The organism is Kribbella sp. NPDC051620, assembly GCF_044453825.1.
GTDB lineage: Bacteria > Actinomycetota > Actinomycetes > Propionibacteriales > Kribbellaceae > Kribbella.
The window spans coordinates 247432-265587 of sequence record NZ_JBITDB010000003.1 but is presented as its reverse complement, the minus strand read 5'-3'; the positions used below and the strand labels follow the sequence as shown (position 1 = coordinate 265587).

Here is an 18156-nt window from a genome sequence, read left to right as displayed (position 1 = left end):
AGAGTCTGATGGCAGACCAGCCGAGTGAGATCTATTCGTGCCAGTGCCAAGGCTGCCCCAACGGCTTCGGTTCGAGCTTCTCCGCTGCTCCAGAATCGTGGTGGGCAGAGAAGGGGATGACGCCGCCAAAGAACTGCCCTGACTGCCGTGCCTGGGTAAAGGAGCAGGCAGACGAAGCCTTGCGCTGCCAGGGGTGTGGAAGCGTGATCCGGGTCCCTGCTCGCTACAAGATCAGCCATCATAAGAGGATCGGCCAATATGTAAACCCGAGGGAATGTCGGGAATGCGAACGAGGAGAGCGGCCAACCAAGGGGGTGGCGCCTAGGCCTGATCTCGACCGTGCAGCTCAGAGAGAGGCGCAGATCAGCGAGCTGCCGAAGATTCATAACTGCGCAAGCTACCTACTGGACACGAATCCGGAAAATTATCAGCACCCTGTACATGACGCTCCGAGCAGACAAGAGCATATCGAGCGGCATACCGCCTGGTCACCCTTCTCGGAAGTCAGCGAAGGCAAGTCAGCTACAGCATTGGGCGAGACTGCTGCCGACTTCCGCAGCCTATTGCGGTCTGTCGGGATCATAGCCCAGAGCGAGAATGCTGATCGGATCAGAGAGTATCGGACTATAACTGGTCGCATCGTCAAAGTATTTCTCACTGATAGCGCCAGGATTGAGATCAGCATCATCGAACCAACGGCTGGACCCGGTGGGCATGAGCTCGTCACTACTTACGACGGTTTCACGGTGGAAAAGGTTCTCGGAAAGCTAAAAAAGGGTGAAAAGCAATCGGCTGGCGAAGACCCCAAAAGGGATGGATGGGTTTAATGTGTTATTCTGAGAGTGAAAATGATTCGCGGCGATAATCCTCTAGCTCAATGGCGGTTGGCTAACAAACCGGACCGTCAGACCGACCTCGGGATCTCCCGGTGGCTGGAGGCTGCCGTTGCGCCTGCGGATGCGGTATGGATTGAAACTGAGTTCGAGAAGTGGCTTGCTGACCGTTCGCGGACTGTACCTGACCTCGTGGAGTGTGTCGGGCGATATGGCTACACGCGTCTGCTGATCCAGGGGTGGACGAAAGTTCCCATCGATATAGAGCCGGCTGACTTCGACCGCTGGCGCGCGGCCAACTATCTGCCCACGATTGAAGATTTCCATGACCAGCTGGCAGGTGTGGCGGGTGGATTTCTTGAGTTGGCTGGTCAGGCGCCAGTGCTCACGTCCGACATTATTCGACGGCAGATCGATGAGAAACTGAGCCGCTTGGATTCGATATTACTGCTTCCTCTAAGCGATTTTACGCCACGCGAGATGTCTGATGCCGAGTTGGAAGATGGCGATGATTCGGCCGAGCAGGATCGTTTCGACCGGCCCTTTGTGGTCCGTCAGCAACTTGAGTGTTTCGAGTGGGCGATGGAGCGAATTCGCATGCTAGCTGTCAGCGAACATAATGAGGAGTTGGGCCTTCCAAATCACAGCCTGTACGAGGCTCTGATGACGATCGACCTCAATGCATTATTGGTGCGACTGCGTCGATCCGATGATGGCCTGAGACGGATACTCCAGCACCTAGCGAAGTTTCAATATTATCAACTGGACTCCGACATTGCCCCCGAGTCCTTTTGGTGGCGGCACTGGAAATCTAGCCGGCCGAAGCGGTAGCCCAACCCACGGGGTGTCCTTCGCGATCTGGCTCTGCGCCGTCTGATACTGAGCTTCTCAGCTACCGCATCCAACCCGCCAGGGGTAGCCCGATGGTCCAGCGAACTCAGATACTTCTCACCGACGATCTCGACGGTACGGACATCCCCGCAGGCAAGGGGCAGACTGTCCCGTTCGCTCTCGACGGCCAGACCTACGAAATCGACCTGACTAACAAGAACGCTGGCGCGCTCCGGAAGGTGCTCGCGCCATACGTCGCCGCTGGCCGGCGCGTGACTACTGCGCGAGGCGTCAAAATGAAGCGCACGCAGGTTGGCCCCGATGCCCGCACCGTGAAGGAGTGGGCGCGAGCCAACGGGTACGAGGTCAACGACCGCGGCCGCGTGCCCCACGAGATCCGTGAGGCGTTCGAAGCAGCTAACTAGTCGCTGGGTATGGCCTCTCCTCTCGGTGTGGTCCACCCTGATGACTTCGGTGGTCAGCTCGAGGGGGCGCGACGTGCGGTACGGGCGAGACGATGAGACATGGGACCGGATGGTCGAAGAAGGAACGCTCTACCTGGAGGACGTGGCCCGGGATGCGGACCTGACCAGCTACAGCGCGCTAAATGCTGAACTGGTCCACGGGCCCGGTTGTCGGCCGTTCGATTTTGAGCAGGCTGCCGACCGCGCCGCGGTGGGCTACCTGCTCGGGCGCATCGTGGACCACAACTACTCGCGGATTGGCCTGATGCTCTCAGCTCTCGTGCGCCATATCGATGCGAACGAGGCAGGACCAGGGTTTTCTCAGCTAGCTCAGCAAATGAACCTTCTGGACAAGAACGCTAGTCGCGCAGCCAAGCGCGAGTTCTGGATCGGGCATGTAGCGCAGCTACATGCGCTCTATCGTGGTCCGTCTGCCTCCTAGGCGTCTCGCTCCCGATGGCTGCGAAGAGAGGCCTGAGCGAACTCGCACGTCAGACGTGTGGCCGTCCTGGAGCAGCTAATTTTGGCTCGATTTACTAACTATTTGGTACAATTAGATAGTTAATGCGTGATCCACTCCAACGGCTCTATCAGACAAAACTCGCCCTTCTTGCGGTGATCTTCGTCGTCGTTGGAGCCGCGCTCCTGGTCGTTGTCCACTGGCCCGACCTGCTACCCGCGTGGACGTCTGGGCTCCCGCTGACGGACCTTGGTTCGGCGCTCTTCACGACGGGGCTCGTCGTCATCGCCTTTGAGTATGTCGACGGCAGGGACAGTGAAGAGAGAGCAGATGCTCGACTGCGAGCGACCATCAGATCCGAAGCGCCGGCCATCCGGGAAGCCGTCATTCGCGGATTCGCAGTGGAGACGGACGATCTCAAGCGAGTAGCGACACCGCAACTCCTTGACCAGATTGCCGAGAACAGCATCGGCCTACGGTTCGGTGGTCATCAGTTCGCCAGCGAGGTCTACGGCGACATCCGCCATCAGGCGATCAATGCTGAGGAGCGTTGGTATGACGCGCGAGTGCAGATCGACATTGGGGATCCCGTCAAGTCGAGTGCGGCAAGCGTGCCGACCTTTGATGTCACGGTTCGGTGGCAGTATCGAGTTGTCCCGCATCACAGGTTCCGTCGCTTCGTGGTGGTTGGTGACCGGCGGCGGTATGACGAGCTCTCGACTTACTCCGGTGAGACGTCTGCCTGGTTCAAGTCGCCGATCTCCGGCTTGCCGCTGAGTGATCCAGCTACCTTCCGACTCCTTCAGTTCACCCTTGATGGCGAGGAGCGCCAGATCGATCGTCACGTCGACGACGGTTCGCAGACGTACTCAGTCGATGTCGGAGCCGAGGCGGTCGCCGCAGGTGAACCAGTAGTGATCTCGTTTACCTACGTGACCCGTACCGTGAAGGACGGTCACGTCCTGCGCTTCGACGTTGATCGACCGACGCGAGGTCTTGAAGTCGAACTGAACTACGAAGGCTGTGGCATCAGCCGAATGCGGATGTTCGATTACGTCTCACGCGCAGGGGCAGCCCGCACATTCCCAGAGGTGCCAGCATCGAACGGCCGCCAACTTCGCTTCGCGTACGACGGGTGGCTGTTCCCGCGATCAGGCCTGATTTTCACCTGGACTCTCGACTCCGAACGTCTCGTGCCAGCACGGGCGGACGACAACGCCCGCCACACCGTGAGGCGTGACGGGCGTCGGTAGACCCGTGGGGTCAACGTCGAATAGATCAGTCGCCGCCCCTCTCGATCTCCTCTCCCCAGGGCCGCCCGGTGGGCGGCAGAGAGACCAAATAAGACGTATGGTCATCAGGACGCAAGGTCATGGGACGTAAGATCTCTGGATGTAAAGACATGGGATACATGATCTTTAAACCGTGCCCAGTCCCAAAGGCAAGGCTCCCCTTTCGCCGACGACCGCCGAGTTCGGTCGTCGCGTGCGCGAGCGACGCAACGAGCTGGGTCTCAGTCAGGAAGCTCTGGCCGACGCAGTTGGGCTGCACTGGACCTTTATCGGGCAGGTTGAGCGCGGACAGCGGAACCTGGCACTTCACAACATCGTGAAGGTGGCAGCCGGGCTGGCGATCGACGCCGGCAATCTCGTCACCGGATTACCCGTGCCCACAGAGCGTGAGTCGGAGGCCTAGGTCATGCTACGAATCTGCGGGATGCTGAAGGTTCGGAGGCATCGTTAGGCCGTACTTCTGCGACAGAAGGCTCGTCTGCGCGTACAGAGTGGCTTGCTTTGCGACATCACCGAGAACGTACGCGTTGGTCCCCGCGCCAGCTACTACGGCGACGACTGGCATGAACTTCGTGACCTTCTCGACCGGCACACGCTGTCCGTTGGCAAACTGCTTAAGCAGCTTCTCGACCGCCGCCATCAGGCGATGGTCCTCTCGAAGTTTCTTGCTCCAGTTCTTGCGACCAAGGCCGGCGTTGAAGGCCGACGACGCTTCGCGGACGGCACCGGCCTTCAGCGCCTGTTCCTTATACGCCCGCAGCACCATCCGATCGATGAGGTGTCGTTGATCGGGATCCATCGCGTCGAACCCGTAAGCATACGCCACGCGAGTTGCGATAGCTGTACTGAGCACCTGCATGACGACGACATCGAGCCCGATTGCGGTGACGCCGCCGGCAAATGGCACCAGCGCAAGCACGCCCATGGCGCTGCCCTCCGCAGCTCCGGCAGTCCGCCACTGAAGCGCCATCCGACGAGTGACCTCGTCAAGCTCCTTCAGATCGAGCGCCCGTAGATCTGCCAGGCTCGACACCTCGCGCCCCTTCGCACGGTGATGCTCCAGGACCTTCTCTGGGTCCATGAGTTCGGTCGTCCAGTCGGTGACGAGCTCGAGGAGGGAACGGCACCCTTGAGTACTGGAATAAGGGCGCTGTCGAAGGCGAACTCGGTAGCGTCCTTCACCGGCTGCGGCGTCACATCGCTGATCTTCCGTCCGGCCTTGCTCGCTACCTCACGTGCCGACGTTCCGGCCGCACCTATCGCTGAGCGGACCTTGGGTGGGAGCAGGGAGTTTGGCTCGGACTTCTTCGTCCAGTGTGCTTGTAACTCCATCCAACGCTTGCGCTCGTAGTCCGACATCTCCTGCGGCAAGTCCCCCTGTTGGCTCACCACGACGACGCTAGGGCAATCCCCCTGCATGTCAAGGCCGGGGTAGGGCTTGGAGACTGGGGCCGATGGCTACTCGTTTGCCAGGGCGGCTTCGCTTAGGCTTCTGCAGACCCATCGTGTGGGAGGGAGCGTTGTGGCCACTCAGAAGACGTTTCAAGAGGCCATCATGTCAGCGATTGACTCGGCGACGGTCGATCGCAGCAAGGCTGAGTCGGAGCGGGTTCAATTTGAGCCGGGCAGTCTTACGCGCGTGACAGACCTCTTCCAGGAGCCCGGCGGTGATGAGAAGACGAAACAGGCTTGGCGAGAAGTGATGAACGATGCTCTTGCCGACCCGATCGATCCAGACACTGCGATAGCCCTGTATTCCCTGAAAGATCGTCTGACGGGATCGAGGGGCCGGGTCTATGAGGCGTCGTCCGATGGTCTACGGCGGCGCTTCGAGCAGCCACTGACGGCCGATCAGGAGCAAGAAGAAGATCTCAGCTGGTTCTGGCCGCCAGGCGTGTAATGGAGTTCACTCTGCGACCGCTGTTAACGATGCGGCGACGTAGATCAGAACCGATCGAATCTGGTGTTCAGGCAGCTCGATCAGGCTCCCCGCCAGCGTTTCAGGTGCCACGCCAGTATCTGCAATGCGCTCACGCGCCTGATTCTTGGTCAGCGGCACGCCGTCGAGGCGTCGACTCGCCTTGACGAGAGCATCGCGCCAGGCATTCTCTAGTTTCCGGTGAGCGCCGTCGAGGACATACCGCTGTGCGGCAAGACGGGGCGTCAGACCGGCTACGTCGACCTCGGTTCCTTCAATGATGGCGTGCGTCGAGTCCGGTGTACTGCGCCGGAAACGAAGGCGCCACTTCGAGCCCACGAGGTCCCGTAGCGCTTCCTGTGAGACCTGGCTCGTGATGTCAGGGTGCTTGTTGTGCACCGAGATCGCCAAACGCTGCACGTTGAGGCCGACGAGCGTCCTGGTGAGCCATGAGCCCGGATCCCCGAAGAGGTCGACCGCTGCCGCTGAGGTGCGGGCGTTCTTGATCGAGGCGAGGCCGGTGCCGTCGAAGATTTCCGACAGGCTGAGACCAACCATCTCGCCGTCTGTCTTCGGCCGCTCCATCCCGATGAGCGCGCTGACGGGGAGGTCACCCGGGCCGGCAGCGGCCTCGATCAACGCAGCGTTGAGCATGTCGGATAGCTGTTGCTTTTCGCCCTCGAGGGACTGGGCGCCGTGGGTGTAGATGTTGACGGCGTCGCTGGCGGTGCGGTCGAGCGCTTTCCATGTAACGGTGGTCGGTCGGCAGACGTAGAGATCACTGGCGCTGCCGACCGCCTGGGCCCCGACGTAGCGATTGAAGTGGGGCAAGATTGCCTCATAGACAATCGAGAGGCTTTGAACCGCTTGTTGAACCTTCAGCCCAAGCGTGGGCTGGTGGCTGCCGTAGCCATACGCCATCAGCAGCCGGCCATTGGCGCGGTCGCGGAGTCCTTGCAGCCCACGAGCAAGGAACAGCCGGACGCCCTCAGGTGTGTAAGGGGGATCAGTGAAGACGAGATCCGCCGACTCAAGCGCAATGCTGGGGATGCCGAGTCGGAAGTCGGCGTAGGCCGTCTGGATGTTCAGTCCGCGGCGGGATGCTTCTTTGTCGATGAAGCTCAGCAGGTTCTCGTCAATGTCGACGACGATTGCCTTCACCTTCGGGTTGACCAGACAGGTTGCAATCGAGGTTAGATCGTGGTCGCCGATGCAGAGCAGCGTCGAGCCCGCGAGATCGAATGATCCGTCCATCCACAGAGCGCGGCGAACCGCGGTTGTCGGCGTCGCCGGCACATGGTCGAGCGCGCGCACGGGCTTCGGTCCGGCCGCAATGATGTCGGCCATGAGCTTGACGAGGTCGTCCGAACCGTCGAGGCGATCGTCTGCCGGGTCAAGCAGATGCGTCTGGTGCAGCTGGTCCAAGGCGAATCGCTGGCGGTACACCCCAATGCGACTCGGGCGGATGCTCAGGACGTCGTTTGACGACAGCAGGTCATCACCAAGCTGACGGAGTAACGCCTCAACCACCCGTCGAGGTAGCGCCGACTCACGGACCAGGACGTCAAGTGAGGTGTTGCCGTCGGCCAAGACCGCCAATACCTGCCGGTGGGACCGGGCATGAGCGCCGAACTCGGCCAGGTGCGCGGCGACGAGATCGATGGGTTCAGGCGACTTGGCGGTCGTCAGGTCGTCGTTCTGCACGGTGATGGCCTCTCGCGGTCGTTCTCGGTCTAACGGGCAAATCTACGCCACTGTCTCGACCGGCGATTCTATCGGGTCGAATACCGGCGTCATTTACTGAATCGACATAATTTAATATAATTAAGAAAATGAAAGTCTGACTTAACCTAATAAAGCCTGAAGACAACGCGTCGGCCGCATTGATTGCCGGTTGGGTTCGAGGCGACCCGGAAGGTCACCGGTGGATCTCAGAGTATGCAGACCCTCAGTCGTGGACAGCACTCTTCTCATCCACCCGATGGGGGTTCGTCGCGTTCGACGGCCAGACGCCTATCGGCTTCGCCGACATTGAGTTCGACCAAGCTACTCGCACCGCTTACTTCACCTACTATGTCGCTCCTAGCTGGCGTGGTCGAGGCTACAGTCGCCCTCTGCTCGATTCGATCCGCCGCCACGTGCTGGAGCAGACCGACGCGGACACGCTGGAGGGTTCTGTCGAGCCACAGAACATCGCCAGTAGTCGTGCTCTAGTGACTGCCGGGTTCAAGTCGACAACCACTGACAGCGATGGGTTGATCTCCTATGCCCTCAAGCTGGAACGCTAGACGCTCCCAGGTATCGCTGCTACCGTCACAGCCTGTAATGGCTGGCTAAAGGGGAGGAAGTCATGTCGAAGAAGAGCAAGCCGGGGGACGGAACGCAGGGCAACGGAGTCAAGGGTGGGAATCTCTACGCATCGGTGCGGCCGGTGCGCATCGCGGGAGCACTCGGCCGACTGCACTCGGTCGCTGTAGCCGCGCGTACTGCATCCCGTTAATGGAGTAGCGAGGTGGCCAACGGCAAGATCTCGCGTCGGGCCCATGGCCACCTGGCTATCTTGGCCATCCGTGGCCGGTGAGTTTCGCGCTGAGCCGCTGGCTGGCGCGGGCATAAGCCCGGAGCCGTTCCAGGTGTCAGCTGGCCGCTCCTTGAGCGATCAGCAGCTATCTCCGCGGGGAGACTGACGCACGGAGATGCAAGGTTCTGTCGATCTACAGAACGCAGCCAGCGGCCGGGTACTGGTGGCCGCGGGCGTTCACGCCTATGTCCGTCGACAGCGACGATTTGACCGCGTATGAGCTTCACCTAGATCGCTAGACGGTCGCAGGGATGGCTGCTACCGTCACGGGCGGTAACGGCTGACCAACTGGGAGGAAGCTATGGCGAAGAAGAGCAAGCCGGGCGACGGGTCACAGGCCAAGGGGAAGAAGGGTTCGCTGCTGTACGAGCCCGCTGAGTCTCCGCAGTTCTCGAAGGTGTTTGGTCGCCTTCAGACAGTCGTGATGGCTGCCCGTCCGACCTCCCGCTGACCGGGAGTAGACATTGGTTAAGAGCGCGATCTCGCGCCAGGCCGTAGCCACGTGGCTGTCTTGGCCGTCCGTGCTCGGTGAGTTTCACGCAGAGCCGCTGGCCGGCGTTGGTATAGGTCCGGAGCCATTCCAGGCGCCGCCGTGCCAGCCAGCGGCTCAAGCCCCCGATCTGGCAGCAATCTTCCGAAGCAGCGTCGGAGACCTCGTCTCGCCGTACTCCAGCGTGGCCCTCTCGATATCCGGCGGCCTAGACTCAGCGGCCGTCTTGGCCCATCTTCATGAGATCTGCGCCGACAAGGGTATTCAGCTGCACCTGATCACGGCCGAACTCACCGGCGACGACGGTGCGACCAATATCCACCACATTGACCGGCTCCTTAAGGGCGTCGGCGTCGACCAGCCGGTGCATCGCATCGAGGCGCACCCCGAGGACAACGGTAAGCAGTACTTCTGGTCGCCGCGTGGTCCGCGACTCGACTCATCCGCGGCGGTCAATGACGCGATGGTCGACACGGCCATCGGTCTCGGCGCTCAAGCCGTCTTCACCGGGGCTGGCTCGGACGAGCTGACCGGCGTCGTCAGGTACATGCTCGGTTCCTTCCTCGCGCAGCGTCGTGTCGACCTCTTTCGCGCCTACTGGAGCGACACAATCTCGGTCAGCAAGCAGGCCGGGCTCATGGAATCGTTTGCTGTTCTCGCAAGAGCACTTCCGCGGCGCTGGCGAGCGATCGCCTTCTACGCGGTCACCGAGGATCCGCCGATTGACCTGACGGCCCCTCGGATCGTCGGTGTGCCGTTTCGCTCGCACGTCGAAGAGTGGTCTCGTGCATGGATGAACCGGCGACTGCGGTTCCAGGCGGAGTCCCACAAGTCGTGGTCCGCGATGGAGGCATGGGAGTCGCTAGATCCTGTGTGCCCGCCGATCATCTCCGACGACCCGATCCCGTTCTTGCATCCATTCATGAACCGCGAGTTCGTGACGGCGGTCATGCAGACGAGACTCAGCGACCGATACGGGATCCATCACCCGAACGCGTACTGGCGGCAGAAGTCGATCGTGCTCGATCTCATCGGCAAGCAGCATTGGGACTATCTACCGAGAGAGAAGCAGATCTTCAGCAACTGGATGCGCGAGGATGAGGTGAAGAATCGGCAGACGGCTCCTCACCTGGTCGAGCTCGGCGTGGTCGATGCCGCCGCCCTGGCCGGGACCGACGACACGATGCTGTTACACCGCGTGGCTGAACTCGAAGCCTGGACTGCCGTCGCGGTCGGTCGCGGCTACGACTTCGTCGACTGATCGCATCGCTAAACACAGAACGGCTGGCCACCCAGGTGCGATGGCCAGCCGTTCGTTATGTGCGCTGCAACTGGTTGGTCAGCCGCGGCTGAGCTTCACCGTCCGGTCGATGAGCGACTTGACCTTCTCGACCACCGGAGTATCGCAGGTGTCGGTCTCGGCGTAGGCCGCGTCGAGCTTGCCGCCCTTGACACCCTTGCCGTGCGAGCCGTCGCCGGGCTTGTTCTTCTTCGACATCAGTTCTCCTCGGGTTGTTGTGATCCGCTTGAACTACTGACGGGTGGCCGGATGGTTGTTCGCCAAGGCGCATCGCGCCCAACCATCCGGCCGCCCTACCGAGGACTCCGTCCGGGCCTCGGTGCTTGGTGCGGCTGCCCCGGCGCTGACTCGCTCTCAAACGCCGGGGCCGCCGGCTAGTAGGGATCTGTGACCGAGCCCTCCACAGGGGAGGGAGGGAAGGCTCGGGCACAGACCAGTAGTGACGGGACCGATGGGTGTGCAGGTTGATCCGCTGCACCGAGTGGCTGACGACGACTCTCCACCGATCCCGTCAGTTCATGGGCCGGGGTTGTAGAGGATCAAGCGAGCCCCCGTGACTCGCTCGAACTCTTGCCTCACCCGCTCGGGGTCGCCAATCAGCTCTAGCTGTTGCCAACCAGGGATGACAACCGCGGACAGCTCGTAGCGGTTGAGCGACTCGACGAGCGCGTTGAGGGCAGCCGGTGCGAGGTTGCGTCGCTCGACGTAGATCGAGCCCATGGCGAATCCTTCGACCGCCGCGAACCTCGTCAACTCAACTCTCAGCCGCTCAATGTCCTCATCTGACGGGTACAGGTCGTGTCGGGCGTACCCAAGAAGCAGCGGCCGGGTGTAGTCGGTCACCGTTCTTCGTCCATCCAGCGGCGGAACGTGGCGATGAGCCGATCCCAGAGCCGGGACCACCAACCGCGTCGGTGCTGGCCGTTCACGAGTCAGCAGCATTTGAATCCACCACTGCGGGCGCCGGCTCGCTGGTGATCCGCAGACTCGCGAACCGCTGTTGCATCCCCGCTTCGTACGAGGCTGCGCTCTCGGCTGGTCCGATGAACGTTGCGATGGGGTGTTCACCGAACCAGACCCGCACCCGGTGATTCGGCGGGACGAACCCGAAGTCGGCCATCACGCGTCTCGCACCTCCCGGGCGATGTCGCGGAACATCAATACGTATAACCCGACGGCCACGGCGTATCCGATGATGACCGGCCATGGACTGGCGATCAGACCCACCATGTCCGCCTCCCTCACTAGGTCGATGTGCTGGCCAAATCAGTGGAACACCGACCGTTGCCGCCCGTAACCGGATGAATCGGTGAAGGGCGCGAACCCCTTGGCAGGGGGCGTGAAGGTCGTGAACATTCGTGAAACCGGCGGTTCCGGCGCGCCGTGGCCCGGTCGACCGACCCATCCCGGGCGTAAATTGTCAAGATGAGTAGTGGACGGGGGACACCGGGTAACGGCGACGAATCGCGCCCAGGAGCCCTACCTGAAGTCCTGCAAGCCCTCGGCTGGGGGCCGCGCGACCTGGCTCGGGCGGTCAACACATGGCTCACCCGTCGGGGGCGCGCCTCTGAGCGAGTGGACATCACAGCGGCGTACCCCTGGGTGCGCGCCAACTACTGCCCGCACGGTTCAATTCCCGAGGTCGTCGCCACCGTCCTCACCGATGAGCTCGGCGTGTATGTCTCTGCCGAGCAGCTCTGGCCGGGGCACGCCCGCGCCCGGCGAACGACAACCAAGGTGGCCGAACTCGCCACGACTACAAGCCTGGACCATGTTGTCCGCTCGCTTGAACAGCTGGTCAACGGCTCTCGACCGCTTCCCACTGGCAGACGGGACCTGATCGCCGCCGTTCTGGAGGGCATCCAGACCACCGTCACGTCTATCCCTGCCCAGACCAGCCGAGATCGCGTCCGGCAGCCGCAGACCGAGCTCATCGCCTCACACGTCAAGGCGCTCCGGCATCTCGATGACCGGCAAGGCGGCGGAGCGCTCAGCCTCCGTTACGTGACACATGAACTGGCCGGCGTTCTCGACCTGGTGCGCAGCGCCAGCTATGAGCCTGAGGTCGGGCGCGACCTCCTCATGATCGTCGCTGACCTCGCGCAGTTGGCGGGTTGGATGCAGTTCGACGCTGGGGAAACGGCCATCGCTCAGAGGTACCTCTTACTGGCAATCCGCCTCGCACGAGCGGCGGGCGATGACGGCCGGATGGTCAACAACATCGGCATGCTGGCCTACGTCGCCTCGTACACCGGCCAAGGTTCGGACGCCCTGCGGATCTTCGATGCCGCCAACAGCGTGCAGACCTCGAGCCAGTTGCTACAGGCCCGCACCACCGGTCGTGCTGCAACCGCCTATGCCAGCGTGGGTGACCTCGGCGCGTTTCGGATAGCGGCCGACCGCTCGCAGGAACTGCTGGCATCCGCGGCTCGTGATGAGCTGTCGTCGTACCTGTATTACCTGAGCCCAGACCAACTGTCGGCCGAGGCAGGCTACGGGTTACTGAACCATTGCCGAACGCACCGATCTCTACCGACAGCCCCTACTGAAGCAATCCATCGAGCTGCTGACCCCACTCTCCAGCATCGGGGATGATCCGGCATACCAGCGCTCGGCACTGCTCCACGGCTGCCAACTGGCACGGGCTTACATGCTGCGTCGCGACCTCGATGGGCCTGTTGCCACGATGCGGACTGCTCTTGCTCGTGTTCCCGAGGTGCAATCAGGGCGCTGTATGGCCACGCTCCGGGAACTACGAAAGAGCCTGGCCCAGCGCCGGAGGGCGACCGTCGTGGCTGACTTCCTGCCAGAGCTCGACGCGGTGCTGGAGGGGCGGTGACCACGACCTGGACCTCGGGTAAGGAGCGCCCAAACCGCGCGACTAATGTCCTGTCAATGATCCGGCTCGTTGTCCGCCCATACGAGGACTCAGACGCACAGCGACTCATCCAATCGCTCTACGCCGAGCAGTTGGATACCTACGGCTTCGCCGATCCGCCGGACCGCGATGTGGCCGACGACTACGTCGAGCCTTCCGGCATGCTGCTTGTGGCCTACACCGCTGATGACGAGCCGGTTGGCTGTGGTGGCTACCGAACTTACGACGCGGCGGCGCAGACTGCCGAGATCCGCAAGATGTACGTCGACCCCTCAGCGCGTGGTCAGAGGCTCGGGTACCAGATCCTGAGCAAGCTCGAACGCGAGGCCGCGGCCCGCGGCGCCAAGCAGATGGTGCTCGAAACCGGTGCCCTCAACATCGCGGCGATCGGGCTCTATACCTCGAGCGGGTATGAGGTGATTCCGTCGTACGTCGAGGGGCGGCGGGAGACCAACAGGGCCTTTGCTAAGACCCTGTCAGCTGATCAGGGCTGCTGAGGCCGGTCCCATGCGGCCAGCAACTCGGCTTCCCGCTGCGTGGTGATGCCGTGTTCCGCGGTGCGCTCATGGTTCACTGCGCGGCCTCCAGCCTGCAACCACGCCCACGTATCCGCCACAGTCTCTCGGAGCGGTCGGCATCGAAACCCGGCTGCTTTCGGCACGGTTCGTTGCCATCGACCAGGCGGTTGGTAGTGCTCGCCACAGCGGCAGTTCGGTCCACTGCGTCACGCCCTGGTCGATGAGCCACTGCTCTTCGACCCACACTGATTCGACGTCCCCGCCCGTCACCTCACGGCAGGCGTCGAGAAGTCCGCTGAAGATGTCTCGTCCTGGGGGAGCGGCGACGTTGTAGACGCCAACGTCACGGGCTTCGGCTCGGTCGAGAGCGAACGCCGCCAGGTCGCGGACGTCGACCGGCTGAATGCTGCGGTCAGGCGCCGGCACAATCACGCGCCCGCCACGTTCGACTCGGGCGAGCCACCACGGCAGCCGACCGACGTACTCCCGCGGGCCTAGAACGACATGAGGCCGGAGGACCAACGCCCGGTCTGCGCCGAACTCTCGGGCCACGGCCAGTTCGCAGCCGACCTTGAGCGGCCCGTAGGCATCGGGATCCCATGAGCGGGTGCCGGGGTCGTAATCAGGATCGGCCTCCCAAAGTGGCGAGCTCTCGTCAACCGCCTTGTACGGCCAATCCCGGTAAGCCGAGATGGTCGACATGAACACGTAGCGGTCGGCCACCGGCGCGAGGGCACGCGCGCAGCGTTTCACCAGGCTCGGGATGACGCCGGCAACGTCAATCACGGCATCCCAGGGACCGAGCGAAGCAAGATGGAAGACATCGGCCTCTGATTCCCAATCGCCTCGGAAATGCTCGACGCCCGTCGGGTAGGTATCCACTGAGCGACCGCGGTTGAAGACGGTGAGCTCGTGTCCGGCATCAGCGGCGGCTGCGATCAGGGCGCTGCCGACGAACCATGAACCGCCGAGGATCAAGAGTCGCATGAGAGCATCGTGCCCGACCGCCAGTCAGCTACCAAGAAGCCTCCTACTCTGCTGGGCCGCTCTGAGGGTCGTCGGCGACTTCTGCGAAGAGACGGTCGAACGGTGTGCGGACGACCTCGAGCTTGACGAAGTTGCTGAGGTTGCGGTTGTTCAGCCAGCGAATCTGGATCTGTTCCGGAAGCGGGGTCTGGGGGTGTCTGCTCAGCCAGGCGTACAGCACTGCGGGGTATGGGGCCATCTCACCGAGGGTCGTACCGCCGATTTGGCCGACTGAGCGGATCCAGATCTCGTCTCCGCTGTTCGTGAACGCCAGGCCGTACCGGTTGCCGATCCACATTGCCACGATCGGCGGGTAGTACGACCGGGGGTTGCGCTGAACGTCGGCGGGACTGGCCGTGCGGTAGCCGGGCACCTCGCGCAACCAGTCCAGGTCGACGTGGGTGGGTTCGTCGTACTGGACGACACGGACGGCGAGCATCACGCTTCTGCCGAAGTCGAAGCGGTCCGAGAAGAGGACCCGTCCTGCCACGGCGAGGACCGCGAGATGTCCTCGTAGATGGAGACGACGTCGGCTGTGATCATGTCTGGTTCGGCGAGGCCACGACCCAGCACGACCGCGAGCATGGGAGGCATCCACGCCGGCCAGTCGGCACGAGTCATGCCAGCAGCGTAACTGGATCGCCACTGTGCGACGCGGTTCGTTCGCGGTGTTCAGGTGATCACCGATGCAGATGCCACCTGCATCATTCCTCAACTCCCTGGTGCGGCCAGTCCTGATGTACCAGATAGTTGACATGAATACATAGCCCTCGGTCACCGGCGCGAAGGCACGCGCGCAGCGTTGCACCAGGCTGGAAGATGATGCCGGCGACTCGATCACGGCATCCCAGGGCTAAGCGCGTCAAGTTCGCAGCCCTCCGGCAGGGGGCGTCACGACGCTCTGTTGGCGTGCCGGGATGACGACACGTAGTGATATCAGGCAGGATGACTGAGTAGCAAGGCTGGCCTCACCCAGACGGCCATACTGCTGCAAACTGATCGTTCGTCTGAATCCATTACCGCTGAGGGCCTTCAGACAGCAGACGAGTTCTCATGCATGCACGATGGCTGAGGCAAGGATGCTGGCTGGCAATGTGGTCACGCAAGCTGAGCAATCGTTGAGGAGCTAGTGGTGCCCACAGAAGCAAAGGACATCTTCGAAGCAACAAGCAAGAGTCTGCGGGAGTTGCTCAGCGAAAACGGACTGGGGCTCTACCTGCCTCCGTATCAACGGCCGTATGGATGGAGCAAGGACAAGGTCGAAAAGCTCATCGACGATACGCTGCATGGATTGAAGCACCTTGGCCAAGCCAACGACAGCTTTACGTTCCTCGGGACCGTTATAACGATCCATGACACTAATCATGTCACGATTCAGCCGATGGTGCGCAACGAGGTGCCCGCAAAGGTGCTGACGGTGATTGATGGTCAGCAGCGGCTTTCCAGTCTGATCTTATTGACCGTGTCACTGCACAGTCAGATTCGGCTTCGGCATTGGCAATTATTCAAAGGCAATCAACCCAATCAGGACGATGTCGCGCTCACGTTTCTTCATGAGCAAACTCTGTACCTCATGAAGCAACTTGGATTGACGTTCTATGAGACGCAACCATATGGCGATTCTCCTCTGTATCCTCGGCTTATTAGAGCCTTCGACGATCAGTGGGCACGCAAAGTTCCTCAGGCGATATACCACTCGCCTATCGCTAATCTCATCTTTACCTATAGCAAACGGGTAGAGGATGAGGCGGCAGCGAAGGTAAAGCCGACAGATTTTAGGCCGAAGGCTCGCGATGGCGTCGGAGAGGGCGAGCCAGACCTAGTCAAGCGTTTTGCAGAGATGCGAACGATCCTGGTTGATCTCGCGAAGGGCAAGTTTCGCGAGGAAGTCGAAGGATTGCCTGGCCTCTCTGTGCTGGCGGAGAACAAGCAATTTCAGCGGGCGCTCTTGAATCATGAGCTTGGCGACGAAGTCGTCGAATATTTGGATGGTCTTGAGGAAGGTCCCGCAGCCGAACTGTTTCGGTTGGTCATGCTTGCATCATACGTCCTGAATCGTATCGCGTTGACTGTGGTCAAGGGTAAGGATGAGGACTACGCTTTCACTATCTTTGAGTCGCTGAACACTACTGGTGAACCCCTAACTGCCTTTGAGACCTTCCGTCCTCGTGTGGTCATGGCGGAAGGTCTAGCGGAGTATCAGGATTCAGTCGCCCGTAAGTACATGGATGGCGTCGCCGAGTACCTTTCGACGTTCACGGTGGGCGATCAGCTGCAAAATGCGACTCGTGATTTGCTCATATCTTTCGCCCTGGCCGAGACAGGATCTAGGCTGTCGAAGCGCCTTGCCGACCAGCGCGCATATATGAAAGACGAGTTTGAGCGACACTCTAAGGAGACCGCGACGCGCGAGGCGTTCCTGAGTCATTTTGTGAATACGGCAAATTTCATTTCCGAGGCCTGGGCGCCAAGTGAGCAACGTCAGTTCCCGGGGCTGCCGGCCAACGCTACGACGGACTCAGTCCGGCTGTGTGTGGCATTCTTCAAGAAGCTGAACCACAGTATCGTCATCGCTCCGATGGTCCGATTCTACTCTGAGGCTTTAGCGGCGAGCCCTGAAACCAAGAATGAGGCCATCGCATCTCTTGAAGCAGCGATGAAAGCAATGGCCGCTTTCACGGTCCTATGGCGAGCCTCTCGGCGTACGACCGCAAACATCGACCGCGAGTACCGCGACATGATGACCGGCCTTAACAGCTTGACAGGTATGGGCCCCTTAGCGCGCACGCAGAAAAATTCTTCCGGCGTCGGTCAGGCTGCGCCAGTGGTCGATGTCGAGGCTCTGCGTGCCGAGTTGCGGGCTCGACTGGAGTCGAATGCGCATGGCGATGTAAAGGGCGAAGCGAACTGGGTCACCCAAGCATCGACCGTACCGCTCTATACAACTAGCGCTCCTCTAACGCGATTCGTGTTGCTTGCGGCATATCACGACACAGTCGAAGACACCGCGCAGCCAGGATTGATTCGAGCTGGCAAAGAGGACTCTGGCCCGTGCTTGACATATCAAGGATGGGCTGACGAGGCGCACCTCACGGTTGAGCACGTGGCGCCTCAGTCGAACACGGGCGGTTGGTCACAAGACTTCTACGCTGAGAAGGAGCTCGTACATCGCATTGGCAATCTCGTCCTCGTTCCCCAGGCAGCCAACAGCTCTCTGAGCTACAGGCCGTGGGCAGAGAAGCGCATTTTGTACGCAGCGCTCGGAGCGCGCTCGATTGAGGATGCGAGAGCTGCGCTGGAGGAGGCGGCGCTGCAGAAGGGTATTACCTTCCAGCAGTCCACAGAGGACCTCGTGCACCTTTCGAAGCACATGCCGCATCTTCTCTCGCTGGGCACCAAGACAGAGGACTGGGATCCAGAATTTGCTGCTCGGCGGTCAGAGCAGCTGCTGCGGCTCTGCTATAGGCGACTCATGCCGTGGCTGGGTGGCGCGACGCCGTAACGCTGCGGCAGGGTGTGCCCGAGGTCCTTCTTCAGCGGCTCGGGCACGCCGGGCCTGCGTGCG

22 protein-coding genes are annotated in these 18156 nt (G+C 61.4%); 14 read left to right on the top strand and 8 right to left on the bottom strand.

The genetic code is table 11. The features are described 5' to 3' along the window. Positions 1-8: 8 nt before the first annotated feature. The 6 genes from ACIA12_RS14265 to ACIA12_RS14240 all read left to right on the top strand — a co-directional run bounded on the left by ACIA12_RS14265 (position 9) and on the right by ACIA12_RS14240 (position 4283). Complete coding sequence (locus ACIA12_RS14265) at positions 9-827, top strand: hypothetical protein (protein ID WP_396367403.1); 819 nt, start codon at positions 9-11, stop codon at positions 825-827. A gap of 15 nt (positions 828-842) precedes the next feature. Then, positions 843-1664 carry a hypothetical protein gene (locus ACIA12_RS14260; RefSeq protein WP_396367402.1) on the top strand — a complete coding sequence of 274 codons (822 nt, stop codon included), beginning with the start codon at positions 843-845 and terminating at the stop codon, positions 1662-1664. A gap of 92 nt (positions 1665-1756) precedes the next feature. Continuing rightward, positions 1757-2089 (top strand): Lsr2 family protein, encoded by a 333-nt coding sequence (locus ACIA12_RS14255; protein WP_396367401.1) that lies wholly within the window; start codon positions 1757-1759, stop codon positions 2087-2089. A 40-nt stretch (positions 2090-2129) separates the two neighbouring features. Next, complete coding sequence (locus ACIA12_RS14250) at positions 2130-2570, top strand: hypothetical protein (protein ID WP_396367400.1); 441 nt, start codon at positions 2130-2132, stop codon at positions 2568-2570. A gap of 122 nt (positions 2571-2692) precedes the next feature. Continuing rightward, a complete protein-coding gene (locus ACIA12_RS14245) occupies positions 2693-3841 on the top strand; it encodes a hypothetical protein (protein WP_396367399.1) in 1149 nt (382 codons plus the stop codon). Between the two features lie 172 nt (positions 3842-4013). Beyond that, positions 4014-4283: a helix-turn-helix domain-containing protein gene (locus ACIA12_RS14240; protein ID WP_396367398.1), complete on the top strand. Its 270-nt coding sequence runs from the start codon at positions 4014-4016 to the stop codon at positions 4281-4283. A 6-nt stretch (positions 4284-4289) separates the two neighbouring features. On the opposite strand, the gene ACIA12_RS14235 is transcribed toward ACIA12_RS14240, so the two are convergent. After that, positions 4290-4961, bottom strand: a complete 672-nt coding sequence (locus ACIA12_RS14235) for an EcsC family protein (RefSeq protein WP_396367397.1) — start codon at positions 4959-4961, stop codon at positions 4290-4292. A gap of 441 nt (positions 4962-5402) precedes the next feature. Between ACIA12_RS14235 and ACIA12_RS14230 the strand changes: the two genes are divergently transcribed. Next, positions 5403-5780: a hypothetical protein gene (locus ACIA12_RS14230; protein ID WP_396367396.1), complete on the top strand. Its 378-nt coding sequence runs from the start codon at positions 5403-5405 to the stop codon at positions 5778-5780. 6 nt (positions 5781-5786) lie between these two features. Here the strand turns inward: ACIA12_RS14230 and ACIA12_RS14225 are convergent, their stop codons facing one another. Next, positions 5787-7502, bottom strand: a complete 1716-nt coding sequence (locus ACIA12_RS14225; protein WP_396367395.1) for a bis-aminopropyl spermidine synthase family protein — start codon at positions 7500-7502, stop codon at positions 5787-5789. A 179-nt stretch (positions 7503-7681) separates the two neighbouring features. Here ACIA12_RS14225 and ACIA12_RS14220 point away from each other — a divergent pair, with 179 nt between their 5' ends. The 4 genes from ACIA12_RS14220 to ACIA12_RS14205 all read left to right on the top strand — a co-directional run bounded on the left by ACIA12_RS14220 (position 7682) and on the right by ACIA12_RS14205 (position 10130). Beyond that, positions 7682-8086 (top strand): GNAT family N-acetyltransferase, encoded by a 405-nt coding sequence (locus ACIA12_RS14220; RefSeq protein WP_396367394.1) that lies wholly within the window; start codon positions 7682-7684, stop codon positions 8084-8086. 62 nt (positions 8087-8148) lie between these two features. Next, complete coding sequence (locus ACIA12_RS14215) at positions 8149-8298, top strand: hypothetical protein (protein ID WP_396367392.1); 150 nt, start codon at positions 8149-8151, stop codon at positions 8296-8298. 382 nt (positions 8299-8680) lie between these two features. Then, positions 8681-8830, top strand: coding sequence for a hypothetical protein (locus ACIA12_RS14210; RefSeq protein ID WP_396367391.1), 150 nt, complete (start codon positions 8681-8683; stop codon positions 8828-8830). A 13-nt stretch (positions 8831-8843) separates the two neighbouring features. Further along, on the top strand, positions 8844-10130 hold the full coding sequence (locus ACIA12_RS14205; protein WP_396367390.1) for an asparagine synthase-related protein: 1287 nt from the start codon (positions 8844-8846) through the stop codon (positions 10128-10130). Positions 10131-10208: 78 nt separating this feature from the next. On the opposite strand, the gene ACIA12_RS14200 is transcribed toward ACIA12_RS14205, so the two are convergent. The 3 genes from ACIA12_RS14200 to ACIA12_RS14190 form a co-directional block, all read right to left on the bottom strand. Continuing rightward, complete coding sequence (locus ACIA12_RS14200; RefSeq protein ID WP_396367389.1) at positions 10209-10367, bottom strand: hypothetical protein; 159 nt, start codon at positions 10365-10367, stop codon at positions 10209-10211. 318 nt (positions 10368-10685) lie between these two features. Beyond that, a complete protein-coding gene (locus tag ACIA12_RS14195; RefSeq protein WP_396367388.1) occupies positions 10686-11012 on the bottom strand; it encodes a hypothetical protein in 327 nt (108 codons plus the stop codon). 82 nt (positions 11013-11094) lie between these two features. Continuing rightward, the gene (locus ACIA12_RS14190; protein ID WP_396367387.1) at positions 11095-11289 is read right to left on the bottom strand and encodes a hypothetical protein; all 195 of its coding nucleotides are present in this window, start codon (positions 11287-11289) and stop codon (positions 11095-11097) included. Between the two features lie 455 nt (positions 11290-11744). Between ACIA12_RS14190 and ACIA12_RS14185 the strand changes: the two genes are divergently transcribed. Together ACIA12_RS14185 and ACIA12_RS14180 are read left to right on the top strand one after the other, a co-directional pair. Further along, complete coding sequence (locus ACIA12_RS14185; protein ID WP_396367386.1) at positions 11745-12764, top strand: hypothetical protein; 1020 nt, start codon at positions 11745-11747, stop codon at positions 12762-12764. A 300-nt stretch (positions 12765-13064) separates the two neighbouring features. Further along, positions 13065-13544, top strand: a complete 480-nt coding sequence (locus ACIA12_RS14180) for a GNAT family N-acetyltransferase (RefSeq protein ID WP_396367385.1) — start codon at positions 13065-13067, stop codon at positions 13542-13544. A gap of 66 nt (positions 13545-13610) precedes the next feature. Here the strand turns inward: ACIA12_RS14180 and ACIA12_RS14175 are convergent, their stop codons facing one another. From ACIA12_RS14175 to ACIA12_RS14165, 3 genes are read right to left on the bottom strand one after another with little or no spacing between them, the layout of a single operon-like run. Beyond that, a complete protein-coding gene (locus ACIA12_RS14175; RefSeq protein ID WP_396367384.1) occupies positions 13611-14552 on the bottom strand; it encodes an NAD-dependent epimerase/dehydratase family protein in 942 nt (313 codons plus the stop codon). A gap of 43 nt (positions 14553-14595) precedes the next feature. Beyond that, positions 14596-15030, bottom strand: a complete 435-nt coding sequence (locus ACIA12_RS14170) for a hypothetical protein (RefSeq protein ID WP_396367383.1) — start codon at positions 15028-15030, stop codon at positions 14596-14598. Then, positions 15030-15212, bottom strand: a complete 183-nt coding sequence (locus ACIA12_RS14165) for a hypothetical protein (RefSeq protein ID WP_396367382.1) — start codon at positions 15210-15212, stop codon at positions 15030-15032. The genes ACIA12_RS14170 and ACIA12_RS14165 overlap by 1 nt, the downstream gene beginning before the upstream one ends. A 511-nt stretch (positions 15213-15723) precedes the next feature. On the opposite strand from ACIA12_RS14165, the gene ACIA12_RS14160 reads away from it, so the two are divergent. Further along, positions 15724-18093, top strand: coding sequence for a DUF262 domain-containing protein (locus ACIA12_RS14160; RefSeq protein WP_396367381.1), 2370 nt, complete (start codon positions 15724-15726; stop codon positions 18091-18093). Positions 18094-18156 lie beyond the last annotated feature (63 nt).